12 protein-coding genes are annotated in these 12,649 nt (G+C 37.8%); 8 read left to right on the top strand and 4 right to left on the bottom strand.

Features of this window, described 5'->3' with window-relative positions; genetic code table 11:
- Positions 1 to 73 precede the first annotated feature (73 nt).
- Positions 74 to 1,342, bottom strand: a complete 1,269-nt coding sequence (locus ACOXY8_RS05095) for an ABC transporter permease (RefSeq protein ID WP_458330465.1) — start codon at positions 1,340 to 1,342, stop codon at positions 74 to 76.
- A 237-nt stretch (positions 1,343 to 1,579) separates the two neighbouring features.
- Between ACOXY8_RS05095 and queA the strand changes: the two genes are divergently transcribed.
- Both queA and ACOXY8_RS05105 read left to right on the top strand, forming a co-directional pair.
- Positions 1,580 to 2,629 carry a tRNA preQ1(34) S-adenosylmethionine ribosyltransferase-isomerase QueA gene (gene queA / locus ACOXY8_RS05100; protein ID WP_458330466.1) on the top strand — a complete coding sequence of 350 codons (1,050 nt, stop codon included), beginning with the start codon at positions 1,580 to 1,582 and terminating at the stop codon, positions 2,627 to 2,629.
- Positions 2,630 to 2,764: 135 nt separating this feature from the next.
- Positions 2,765 to 3,445 (top strand): 2-C-methyl-D-erythritol 4-phosphate cytidylyltransferase, encoded by a 681-nt coding sequence (locus ACOXY8_RS05105; protein WP_458330467.1) that lies wholly within the window; start codon positions 2,765 to 2,767, stop codon positions 3,443 to 3,445.
- 25 nt (positions 3,446 to 3,470) lie between these two features.
- Here the strand turns inward: ACOXY8_RS05105 and ACOXY8_RS05110 are convergent, their stop codons facing one another.
- On the bottom strand, positions 3,471 to 3,692 hold the full coding sequence (locus tag ACOXY8_RS05110) for a DUF2795 domain-containing protein (protein WP_458330468.1): 222 nt from the start codon (positions 3,690 to 3,692) through the stop codon (positions 3,471 to 3,473).
- 167 nt (positions 3,693 to 3,859) lie between these two features.
- A complete protein-coding gene (locus ACOXY8_RS05115; RefSeq protein ID WP_458330469.1) occupies positions 3,860 to 5,119 on the bottom strand; it encodes a DUF349 domain-containing protein in 1,260 nt (419 codons plus the stop codon).
- Positions 5,120 to 5,235: 116 nt separating this feature from the next.
- On the opposite strand from ACOXY8_RS05115, the gene ettA reads away from it, so the two are divergent.
- The 3 genes from ettA (at position 5,236) to ACOXY8_RS05130 (ending at position 9,774) form a co-directional block, all read left to right on the top strand.
- Entirely contained in the window at positions 5,236 to 6,915 is a 1,680-nt protein-coding gene (gene ettA, locus ACOXY8_RS05120; RefSeq protein ID WP_458330470.1) for an energy-dependent translational throttle protein EttA, read from the top strand.
- Between the two features lie 159 nt (positions 6,916 to 7,074).
- A complete protein-coding gene (locus ACOXY8_RS05125) occupies positions 7,075 to 8,379 on the top strand; it encodes a pyridoxal phosphate-dependent aminotransferase (RefSeq protein ID WP_458330471.1) in 1,305 nt (434 codons plus the stop codon).
- Positions 8,380 to 8,439: 60 nt separating this feature from the next.
- The gene (locus tag ACOXY8_RS05130; RefSeq protein ID WP_458330472.1) at positions 8,440 to 9,774 is read left to right on the top strand and encodes a DUF2254 domain-containing protein; all 1,335 of its coding nucleotides are present in this window, start codon (positions 8,440 to 8,442) and stop codon (positions 9,772 to 9,774) included.
- A gap of 1 nt (position 9,775) precedes the next feature.
- Here the strand turns inward: ACOXY8_RS05130 and ACOXY8_RS05135 are convergent, their stop codons facing one another.
- Complete coding sequence (locus tag ACOXY8_RS05135) at positions 9,776 to 10,765, bottom strand: zinc dependent phospholipase C family protein (protein ID WP_458330473.1); 990 nt, start codon at positions 10,763 to 10,765, stop codon at positions 9,776 to 9,778.
- Positions 10,766 to 10,877: 112 nt separating this feature from the next.
- Between ACOXY8_RS05135 and rpsT the strand changes: the two genes are divergently transcribed.
- From rpsT to ACOXY8_RS05150, 3 genes are all read left to right on the top strand, one after another.
- Positions 10,878 to 11,129, top strand: a complete 252-nt coding sequence (rpsT, locus tag ACOXY8_RS05140; protein WP_458330474.1) for a 30S ribosomal protein S20 — start codon at positions 10,878 to 10,880, stop codon at positions 11,127 to 11,129.
- A gap of 114 nt (positions 11,130 to 11,243) precedes the next feature.
- Positions 11,244 to 11,942, top strand: coding sequence for a RadC family protein (radC, locus tag ACOXY8_RS05145; protein ID WP_458330475.1), 699 nt, complete (start codon positions 11,244 to 11,246; stop codon positions 11,940 to 11,942).
- Positions 11,939 to 12,565, top strand: a complete 627-nt coding sequence (locus ACOXY8_RS05150; protein WP_458330476.1) for a DUF1684 domain-containing protein — start codon at positions 11,939 to 11,941, stop codon at positions 12,563 to 12,565. Before radC ends, ACOXY8_RS05150 begins: the two co-directional genes overlap by 4 nt.
- Positions 12,566 to 12,649: the final 84 nt, after the last annotated feature.

Genomic DNA, 12,649 nt, shown 5'->3' on the forward strand with positions numbered 1-12,649 from the left:
TCACAATTTATAGACTAAAAAAGCCTTAGCAATCCTTGCTAGGGCTTTTTCGTATATTTTTTATGCTTTTCAATTAAGCTCTAATCGCAATTACTGGATCTAATCTGGCTGCCATTGCTGCTGGCACAATTCCAGAGAAAGTGCCTACAATAACAGACACGCCTAATCCTAGCAATACATTTTGCATAGAAAGACTAACTGCTAAAGTTCCGAATGGAATTAAGGTGATAAGCCAGACGAGAAAGATTCCACCAAGGCCTCCGATAAGACTCAAGAAGATGGCTTCGAATAAAAACTGGAATAAAATGAAATAGTTTTGAGCGCCAAGTGATTTTTGAATTCCAATCATTGACGTACGTTCTTTCACAGATACAAACATAATATTGGCAATACCAAAGCCGCCAACTAAAATTGAAAAGCCGCCAATTACCCAGCCAGCTACTCCAATTACATCGAATACAGAACCGATGGCATCGGCAATTGCTTCAGGTCTATTTAGCTCAAAATTATTTTTATCCTTAGGCTTCAAACCACGGCTGCTTCTTAATGCGCCAGCCAATTCACTTTCGAGCTCAACCAAACCAATATCAGTTTCTCTGCCTTTTATAGCTAAACTAGGTTGTACTCCAAACCGACTGCGTGTCGTATAAATCTTTTGAAAACTCTTGAATGGAATAAAGGCAGCGTCATCTTTGGTCGTAACTCCCAAGAAACTCTCTCCCTCCCGCTTAAAAATACCAATAACAGTATATTTCTGACCCCTTATTTTTATTTCTTTCCCTATTGGCTCTTGAAAAGGAAACAAAGTTTCAGCAATATTCACACCTATAATAATAACGTTTCTTCCACCATTTGCCTCCATTTGCGTAAAATAACGTCCTCTTTCTATAGGCATTTCATAGACATCCTTATAGGCAAATGATGCTCCAGTTATTTCCCCAGAAATACTATTGTTTGCTTGTTTCATTAGCGTATTCCGACTGGCGTAGATTGTCAATGCCGTTGCGCTTTTGAGGTTTTCACTTAGGTAATTAAATTCTTTAGTGTCTGGCGCCGGTCTTCTAAAATATTCCCACCAAGGAAAATCAGGGCCATCGAATACATAAGGAAAGCGATCGATGGTAAGCACATTTGCACCAAGAAAAGAAAAGCTTTCTTTGATACTCTTTTCCAGAGAATCGACCATCGTAAACACGCCAATAATTGCGAATATACCAATGGTGACACCCAAAAGTGACAATACAGTACGCAATACATTTGCACGAAGAGCTCCTCCCGCAAATTTCAAACTCTCATATATCTGACGTAATACAAACACCGCAGTAAATTTAATTGGACACAAATCAACACTAAGCTTGGCCTTAATTCAATGCTTATTGTTGGAAAGATTTTTAAAACTCTTTAATGGAAACTTTTACGGATAAACGGTGGCTAAAATTTCAACTTTCTCACTTTGCTTAGATTAAGCAAGCATAAATCTTCGTTTTACTACTGAAGCATTAAAAGCCTTGATTAGTTATGACCAAGACTTTTTTTTACCTAATTTTGCAAGCTATTTTAAACGGTCGAAGAAGCTCCTATGAAATTATCTGAATTTAGATTCGAACTTCCCTCAAATCTTATTGCACAAGTTCCTACCGAAAACAGGGATGAATCCCGCTTGATGGTATTGCATCGAAGTACTGGTAAAATCGAGCACCGCATTTTCAAAGATATAGTAGAATATTTCGATGAAGGCGATACTTTGGTATTCAACGATACCAAGGTTTTTCCAGCAAGACTTTACGGTAATAAAGAGAAAACGGGTGCGAAAATAGAAGTTTTCTTATTGCGCGAGCTTAATAAGGAAATGAAACTTTGGGATGTATTGGTTGATCCTGCAAGGAAAATCCGTGTTGGAAACAAACTTTACTTTGGTGATGGTGAATTAGTTGCCGAGGTAATTGATAATACCACCTCTAGAGGGCGTACTATTCGCTTCTTATACGATGGCGATGAAAATGATTTTCATCAAATGATCGACAGATTGGGCGAAACTCCAATCCCAAAAGAACAACTAAGAAGAGAAGCTAAGGAAGAAGATCGCGAATGGTATCAAACTATTTTTGCGGATAAAACTGGAGCAGTAGCTGCACCTACCGCTGGTCGTCATTTCACTAGGCAGATCGCAAAGAGAATGGAAATCAAAGGTGTAAAAATGACTCCTATTACACTTCATGTGGGATTAGGTACTTTCCGCACAGTAGATGTAGAAGACCTTACAAAGCATAAAATGGATAGTGAGAACTTCGATGTTCCACAGGTCACAGTAGATAAAGTAAACGAATCTCTAGATGCAAAAAAGAAAGTTTGTGCAATAGGTACAACCACTCTTCGCGCACTTGAGTCCTCAGTTTCAGCCGGACAACGATTGAAAGCAAATGCTGGATGGACGGATAAATTTCTTTATCCACCATACGATTTCAAAATTTGCGATAGCTTACTTACCAATTTTCATTTACCAGAAACCACACTGTTAATTATGGCTTCTGCCTTTGGTGGTTACGATTTAGTCACTGAAGCATACAAAATTGCAATCAAAGAAAAGTATCGTTTCTTCACTTATGGTGATGCAATGCTTATTCTTTAAAACATACGATTGAATAGGAAAAGGGCTTTTGGCCCTTTTTTTATGCCCTTTTTTGCCTTAATCTATTGATTAATAAGAGTAGATTATTTTCAATGATCCTATATTGCAAAGGATTAATTTAGAGTATTCATCAAAATGACCAAGCTAATTAGAAGTGTAATAATAGTGGCGGGAGGAAGTGGGAGTCGAATGCAATCTCTAACTCCTAAGCAATTTATGCTTTTGCTAGGAAAACCACTTTTGATGCACACCATAAACTGTTTCACAAAAGCTTACAATGATATTAGAATTGTATTGGTATTACCATCCGATCATTTTGAAACTTGGAAACAACTCTGCAAGGAATTTTCCTTTGAAGTTCCTTTGGAAATAATAGCAGGAGGATATACTAGATTTCAATCCGTGCGAAATGGATTGGCTCAAATTAGGAATGACGAGTTAGTAGCAGTGCATGATGGCGCAAGACCAATCGTGAGCACAGAAGTGATTAGGAAAGCATTTGAATGCGCCAAAGCGAATGGTAGTGGTGTAGCCGCAGTTCCTCTAAAAGAATCTATCAGAGAAGGAAGCCAAGCAAACAACAAAGCAAGAGATCGAAGAAATTTTTATTTAATTCAAACCCCACAAGTTTTTAAGTCGGAAATATTGATATCCGCTTTTTTGCAGGAGGAGAAGGACACATTCACAGATGAAGCAAGTGTGGTGGAAAGTATGGGCCAATCTATTATGCTTTCTGAAGGGGACTACAGAAATATAAAAGTGACCACAGCTGAAGACATCATTGTGGCAGAAGCACTAATGATGGAAAAGAATTAAAAAGCCGGAATACACCGGCTTTTAATTAATATTCGTCTTCATTGAAGAAAAAATCATCCTTTGTTGGATAGTCAGGCCAAATCTCCTCTATGCTTTCATAGGGTTGACCATCATCCTCCAACTCTTGAAGGTTCTCAATTACTTCCAAAGGTGCGCCGGAGCGAATAGAGTAATCAATTAACTCTTCTTTGGTTGCGGGCCATGGAGCATCCTCCAAATATGATGCAAGCTCAAGTGTCCAGTACATCGTTTTTACCTCCTTATTTAAAATTTCAAATTCGTTTAATTCTTTATCTGGCTTATTTTAAGCCCTTTCAGAAAAATTTTGCAATTATAACTGAATTTATGAGAAACATACGGGTGTATTGAAAGATTATTCTGAAAAATTCCAAAATATCTGTCAATTATTTTCAGCTAAGATTGATTTGAGTTTTTAAGTTCATTTAACAACCATTTTTTAGCTTCAATTTTTCTTTTGAATGATTCCAGCTTCCTAGTCATCATTTGATCTGAAGATTTGCTAATGGTATTTACCTTCTCAAAATTTTCATTAAACACATCAAAATCCTTCTGATCTCTGTTTAATAATTCTCTAATAAAACTCAGCTGAATTTTTCTTTGCTCATCTTCAGGCAGATTAGCATATCCACGCGTTTTGGATTGAACTAGTCTATTCAGAAAAAGTTTCTCACGTAATATATCCACAGAAAGTAAGTATTCCTTTTGTAAAGCTCTGCCTTCAGGACCACTAATCCTCCCGCTATTTCTTCCCTTTTGGATAAGCTCTTCCAACTGCTTTTCTGCATCGTCCGGAAACTCATTTATCAAAGTCTTCAGTGCATCATTTATTGCTTTCTTTTCTTTTGGATCGCCTTTTACAAATGGTTTAGCTCCTGATTTTGCATTTGGCTTAGCTGCACTTTTCTTACGCATAAATGGCGAAAGTAATCTGCTGAAATCAGTCCACAATGCTTGACGGTCTGTAGCAGGAATACTTGGCTGCTGCTTCCACTTCTCAATTAACTTAAGGCTTTCCTCATGACCATTTTCAGGTCTTGCCTTATTTAATGTCTTAGCTTCTTCAATTATTTCTTTATACTTATCAATTGCTAGAGAAATAATCTTCCGCTTTTCTTCGTAAAACTCAGATTTGCGAAGAAAGAAAACATCCATCGCATTTTTAAACTTCGATTCCAGCTCCTCTGAAAATTCAACCTCAACTCCACCTGTTTTGATCCATTTCAGACGCAATTCCTTCATAGCCTCAGAGGTACCCATCCAATCTATCGAATGTTTCAAACCTTCTGCCTCTGCAAGCAATGCTCTTTTTATCTCCAGGTTTCTAGCCCTGTTCGATGCGATGATTCCTTCCAAATACTCTTCTAGTTGCTGCAACTTGGTATAAAGTACTGAGTAGTCACCTAAGCCTTCATGCTCAGGCATTGTGCTCTTCATATATTGGAGCTTGATAAGAAAAGAACCCTTGTTTTGAGCCTCTACGATCAACTTTTCTAACTCGTCTACTTTTGTAGATAAATCTGCAAAAGCTTTTTCGAAAGGAGAAAAGTCAATCTCAACCCCATCTTCAACAAGCGCAATCTCTTTGTCAGGAAACTCCAAAAATGCGTTTCTGAATAATTTCCCTTCCTTTACATATCCATGAGGATGCTCCAAAACAATTTGATATTTAATGAATAAAAACCTTACAAGTCGCGAAAATAATTAATTACCAGCTACCAAACACCACGTTTTAAATTTTTGCATCTTTGCCCTAAACGATTAAAGAAATTATGTCGAACGAAAAAATCATCTTTTCTATGGCTGGGGTGAGTAAAATCTACCCTCCCAAGAAACAAGTACTGAAAAACATCTACTTATCATTTTTTTACGGAGCCAAAATTGGTGTACTGGGTCTCAATGGATCAGGTAAATCATCCTTGCTCAAAATCATTGCGGGCATCGATAAGGAATTCTTGGGTGAAGTAGTCTTCTCTCCAGGATACACTGTGGGTATGTTAGAGCAAGAACCTTTGCTCGATCCAGAAAAAACCGTAAAAGAAATAGTAGAAGAGGGTGCTGCGGAAACGGTAGCACTTCTAAAGCAATTCGAAGAAATCAACGAGAAATTTGGTGATTCGGAAATATTAGACAATCCAGATAAAATGGAAAAGCTAATTGAAGAGCAAGCTAAGGTTCAAGAAAAATTGGATCATTTGAATGCTTGGGAACTTGACACCAAACTTGAGCGAGCAATGGATGCTCTAAGGACGCCTCCAAGCGATGCGAAAATTGCAAACCTTTCTGGTGGTGAAAAAAGGCGGGTGGCTTTGTGCCGTTTGCTACTTCAAGAGCCTGATGTGTTGCTATTGGATGAGCCTACCAACCACCTGGATGCAGAATCTGTTCATTGGCTTGAGCAGCACCTTCAGCAATACAAGGGAACAGTAATAGCCGTAACTCACGACCGTTATTTCCTAGACAATGTTGCTGGTTGGATACTTGAATTAGACCGTGGCGAAGGAATTCCTTGGAAAGGTAATTACTCAAGCTGGCTTGATCAAAAGCAGACTCGACTTGCCGATGAAGAGAAGACTGAATCGAAAAGGCAAAAAACATTACAACGAGAGCTTGAGTGGATTCGAATGACGCCAAAAGCCAGGCAAGCAAAAGGCAAAGCCCGTTTGAGTGCTTATGACAAAATGGTAAGCGAAGACAGTAAAGAAAGAGAGGCCAAACTAGAACTATTTATACCGCCAGGACCAAGATTAGGCACGAAAGTACTTGAAGTTGAAGGCGTTTCTAAAGCATTTGGCGATAAGCTTTTGTACGAAAACCTTAGCTTTTCACTTCCACAAGGTGGTATTGTGGGTGTTATCGGACCCAATGGTGCTGGTAAGACTACACTATTCAATATGATAACGGGAAGATTAAAACCCGATACTGGAACCTTTGATGTAGGTCCAACCGTGAAAATTGGCTATGTAGATCAAGAGCATGATAATCTTGACCCTAACAAATCTGTATGGGAAACTATATCAGGTGGTAATGAACTGATTGACTTGGGAGGAAAGCAAATCAATAGCCGGGCTTATGTAAGTAAGTTCAACTTTGCAGGTGCTGATCAAGAGAAGAAAGTTGGTTTACTCTCTGGTGGTGAACGAAACCGAGTACACTTGGCAGTAACGTTAAAGCAAGGAGCCAATCTTCTATTACTAGATGAGCCAACAAACGATCTTGATGTAAACACACTTAGAGCATTGGAAGAAGCTCTCGAAAACTTTGCAGGTTGTGCTGTAATCATCTCCCACGATAGATGGTTCCTAGATAGAATTGCTACGCATATTTTAGCATTCGAAGGCGACTCGCAAGTTTACTGGTTTGAAGGCGGCTACACAGAATACGAGGAAAATAAGAAAAAACGACTTGGTGATATCACACCAAAACGTATTCGATATAAAAGTATTAATTAGATCATATTTCCAATACTAAATATAGCCCTGATTTTCAGGGCTATATTTATTTTACATACATCAAATCTTACCATTATTAATTTTTAGCTTCAATCCAGATAAAATTTCTTTTCTCATTAAATATGATTACTCACTTTCGTGAGAAAAAATAATTACACTGTGAGACAAATACTACTAAGATCAGGCGCAGAGGAACTCAGCTATGAAATACGAGGAATTGTAAAAAAAGCACGTAAAATTGAGGCTCTAGGATACAAAATCACATGGGAGAATATTGGAGACCCCATTCAAAAAAACAATATAGTACCCAAATGGATTAAAGACATAGTAGTTGAATTAAGTCAGGAAAATCAATCCTATGGATATGCCGACTCAAAAGGAGTACTCGAAACTAGACAGTTTTTAGCAACAGTCAATAATGCGCAAGGTGGAGCCCAAATTACAGAAGAAGATATTCTGTTTTTTAATGGACTAGGTGATGCCATTGCTAAGCTCTACCAATTTTTGACTCCTACCGCTCGCATTATTGGCCCTTCTCCTGCATACTCAACTCACAGTTCGGCTGAAGCTGCACATGCAAATGCAGCACCAATCACCTACTTACTCGATCCAGATAATGGATGGTTTCCAGATATGGATGATCTGTATAATAAAGTGAAATACAATCCTTCTATTGTTGGAATACTAATTATTAATCCTGATAACCCGACAGGAATGGTCTATCCTAAGGAGGTTTTGGAGCAGTTTGTGAAGATTGCTAAGGAATTTAATCTATTAATTATAGCTGATGAAATTTATCAAAACATCACCTATAATGGAAAGAAAACAATTACACTCGCCGAAATAATAGATGATCTGCCAGGAATCTCTCTAAAAGGTATTTCTAAAGAAGTTCCTTGGCCTGGATCAAGATGCGGCTGGATGGAATTTTATAATAGAAATGTATCAATCGAGTTTAACAAACTCTGTCAAGTGCTCGAGAATGCAAAAATGATTGAAGTATGTTCTACTATCCTCCCTCAGCTTGCTATTCCAAAAATATATAGTCATCCATTATATACAAGCTACCGTCAAGATTTGAATAAAAAAATAGGACGAAGAAGTAAGCTTATGGCTGAATTATTAGGCGATGTAAAAGGTATTAAATTCAATCAAACAAACGGGGCTTTTTACAATACTATAGTTTTTGATGAAAATGTGCTGAACGAATCGCAATTTCTAGACTTACCAAAAGCCGAGCAAGAATTGTTTGATAATTGGGTAGAAAGTGAAAAAATGGCGTTGGATAAACGCTTTGTATATTACTTATTATTATCAGAGAAAATCTGTGTTGTTCCTGTCAGCTCATTCTGCTCCAACCTTTTAGGCTTCAGAGTAACATTGTTAGAAGAGAACGACAGTTTGTTTATTGATACTTTCAAAAAAATATCTAACGCTATTCAGAAATATTTGAAATCTGCCTAACATGAATTGCCATGGCAAATTCATTAGTTTCAAATTAATAATTAATTGTTAATTTGAACTATGAAAGCCAAAATTCAGATCACATGGGGGTTTATTAAGTCAAGCTTTGCATTTGTTCCTACAATAATGAGTGTAGCAGCCGTTTTTACTGCCTACTTCTTTATTTATGTAGATAAGCTTGACAACCCTACCATCAATGATATTAGCAGTTATGTATACAATGGTGGTGCGGATGGCGCTAGAACACTCCTTTCTACCATTTCCGGTTCGATGATTGGCATAGCAGGGGTTTCATTTTCAATCACCATTGTTGCCCTTACCCTAGCATCGGGCCAGTTTGGCCCTCGTCTTTTACGTAATTTCATGAAAGATCTGGGAAATCAGTTTGTACTAGGCACTTATATTTCCACATTTATCTACTGTCTATTTGTAATACAGGCAATCCGATCTACAGGCGATATCGAATTTATTCCAAGATTATCCGTAGCATTTGCTATGGTGCTCGCAATACTCGGCCTAGGTGTTTTAATTTTCTTTTTTCATTATATATCCACCTCTATACAGGCCGATTATGTAATTGCCGATGCCTACCGTGACTTAGGAAGAGCCATAGACAAAAGCTTTCCTGAAAGTGTTGAAATATCCGAGGGTAAAAAATTTACGACCAACACACAATTAACTATTAATGACAAATCCCGAAAGGAAGTACAACAAATTAAGGCTAGTAAAAGTGGCTATATACAAGCCATAGACTATGAAGGCTTAGTAGCTATAGCCCAAAAGGAAGACTTGATTATAGAGATAGATTTGATGCCGGGTGACTACCAAATGATGGGTAGCGTAATCATGACTATCAAGACGAATAAAAACAATTTGGATGTGAGTGATAAACTCAACGACTGTATGATTGTGGGCAAACAAAAAACTTCTGATCAGGATTTGGAATACTCTATAGATCAATTGGTGGAGATTGCTGTACGAGCTTTATCTCCCGGCGTAAATGACCCAACCACAGCCATTACTTGTATCGATCATCTAAGCTCCGCTCTTTCAGTTATTGCCCTAAGGCAATTTCCACCTAATAATTATATGGATAGTGATGAACAATTGAGAGTAATTGCCAAGCCTTTTTCATTTACTGGAATGTTCAATACGGCTTTCGATCAGATTAGGCAAAATGGTAATAACACTGAGGCTGTATGCGTGAGATTACTGCAAGTATTTGAAAAATTAGCGCCAATTATGATTACCAAGGAGCAAAAGGATGTAATTGCTCTACATGCTAAAATGGTGCATTCGGCAAGTGAGAAAAATTTTTCAGAATATAGAGATAAGGAAATAATCGCTGAATTATACAGAAAGGTAATGCAAAAATTGGCTGCAAATATGTATTGATTCAATTATGCTCTCTCACATTGAGTTTACCATTTTCCCAATCCTCCCGCTCTTTTTCCATTTTGCTCAGCGTTTGAGGATCCATTTCATAACCCGCCAATTCTAGCAAATCGGGTTGTCCCGCATTTACCCAAGCTGTGTACCAAAAATCGCCAATCATTTTGATTGATTGCCTCATTCTATACTCTACCTGACCACCTAGCATATCATGATAAGCCTTAGAGAATGTTCTGGAATAAACGCGGGTAGTAATTTGCCCTCTGTCCTCAAAGCCCCATTTCCTTGCTTCGCCCATTGTTTCCGTAAGCTCTCTTTCAAAAGTCAACACTGAATCCAAGGCACCATTGGTTTCTTTTAATGCTTGCCATATCCGCTCAGTCGGATCATCAACATAATTTGCTCTACCAACGAAAAAATCGTATTCATCAGAATACAGCTCTGGCAGTCTAGATTCCCAAAAGCCATGAATCCCATATTGGTTGGTCAATTGCCCATTGTAATTGGCTGTAGTATGCAAAGGCACGTTCAAATCACCAATGTAATGGCCTAGATCCGCAGCAAAGCGAAGAATAGCACTTGCATCCTTATTTTCAAAAGCTCTAGTAAGTTGATTGAATACTCTATACACATTCCATGGAGCAGTGCCATGAGCCATTAATGTATCTTCAGTGAATTTTTTCACTGCCTCATTCCAGTTTTTTGGCAATTCCTCCAAAGGTTGATTCCCAAAATTCTCTAGATCAATAAAATGTCTTGGAGCCTCCCCTTCCACCGCATATCTACGTCGATCTGGATTTACAGCATTTTCCGTGATGTATTCAATATTTTTTTTGAAGAACGGAATCATCTCTGGCGGGAGGGTAAAAACCGCCTGCCGATTGATCAGTTTATGGGCAAAAAAGCCCCAACCAAGCCCGTTGATGGGCATTATCAAAAATAAAATAATCGTCAAAAAACTGATTACCTTTGTATGAAACTTACTCAAAATCATGGGTATCAATCATATTATTTGTAAATCTTTGAAATATATTTTGCCAATATGAATAAAGACCTTAAATTTGCACTCTCAATTTTGAACGAGTCTTTAATTTCTTACATATACTATGGCAAACCATAAATCAGCACTTAAGAGGATCAGATCCAACAACGCCAAGAGACTACGTAATAGGTATCAAGCTAAAACTACACGTACTTTCATCAAAAGACTAAAAGGCACTACTGATAAAGCAGAAGCTACAGAACTTTACAAAACTGTTTCTTCTATGCTTGATAAGCTTGCTAAAAAGAACATTATACACAAAAATAAGGCTTCTAACAACAAATCGAAATTAGCGACATTCGTTAATAGTTTGTAATTAGCTCTTTTTAAGACCTATATAAAAATGCTCCGCATGTGTGGAGCATTTTTCATTTATTTACATTCTCATATTTTTTGAGTATATTCATTGCCTAACAAATCTCTACTGGCAATGAAAGAATTTCCAAAAAGCCTTTCGATCACTGCATGGGCAGAAGAGGATCGTCCACGCGAAAAACTTCTCAACAAAGGTCGCAATATACTTACCGATGCCGAACTGCTTGGCATCTTGATAAGAGCTGGCACTCGATCTCTCAGTGCTGTAGATCTCGCCAAACATATTCTCGACAGTGTTGGAAACGATCTGGAAAATTTAGCTAGGCTCAGCGTAAAAGATCTGGAAAAATTTAAAGGGATGGGAGAAGCAAAGGCTATTGCAATTGTTGCCGCACTAGAAATTGGAAAGCGACGCAAAATTCGAATTAGTCTAAAAAAAGTTAAAATCACTGCTTCGGAACATGTTTACGATTTAATGAAACCTGACCTTCTGGATTTAGAACGAGAAGAATTTTGGATAATACTTCTGAACCGAGCCAATAAAGTGCTTAGAAAAGAAAATATCAGTCGCGGCGGCGTTACTGGCACAGTAGCCGACCCGAAAATCATTTTCAAATCAGCTCTTGAATATCTCGCTTGCGGTATAATACTCGTCCACAATCATCCTTCTGGGAACCTCAAACCAAGCGCATCAGACATTTCGTTAACAAAAAAATTAAAAGATGGTGGTAAACATTTAGAGATTAACGTACTTGATCATATTATCTTTGGAGACAATGGATATTTTAGCTTTGCAGATGAAGGAATATTATGATAAAAAATAGCTGGTTAGTTGCAATCGTAGTTTTCGTTGTGTTAGCAATTGGGCTTTACACACTTTTTGGCCGAGAAGACAACTCTGTATATGAAGAGGAAATCAATACAGAGCGGGAGGATAAAAATCGCTTTATGCGCTACAATAACACCTCTCCAATGAGTGATGCCCAAAAAGCAGATTTCAAAGAACTTGAGTATTTTCCAATAGACCCAGAATTCAAAATTAAAGCTCGCTTAGAAGCAGTAGAATCTAATAAAATGCTCGTTCTGCCAACTAATGATGGCAAAGAAGAACGCTACCTCAAATATGCATACGCCAATTTCATATTGAAAGGTAAGCAACAAAGGCTGCTGATACTTCAACCAATGGTTAGGCAATTTCAGAACAAACTGTTTCTGATTTTTACCGATGAAACTACAGGAGTGGAAACTTACGGTGCTTGCCGATATATCGACTTGGTGAAAGAAAGCGACCAAACTATTACCATCGATTTCAATATGGCTTACAATCCATATTGCGCTTATACAGATGAATTTAGCTGCCCCCTCCCGCCAGCAGGAAATCATGTGACAGTAGCAGTAACTGCTGGTGAGAAGGATTTTTTACCTGGCGTTTATTAGAGATTTAACTCCGTTTCAAATTATTATTCAAAGGAATTTGCATTTGAAATTTGGCAACCGTACAATATCCCTATTTTTGCACAT

Source organism: Peijinzhouia sedimentorum, from assembly GCF_049340005.1.
Lineage (GTDB): Bacteria > Bacteroidota > Bacteroidia > Cytophagales > Cyclobacteriaceae > CAXBDP01.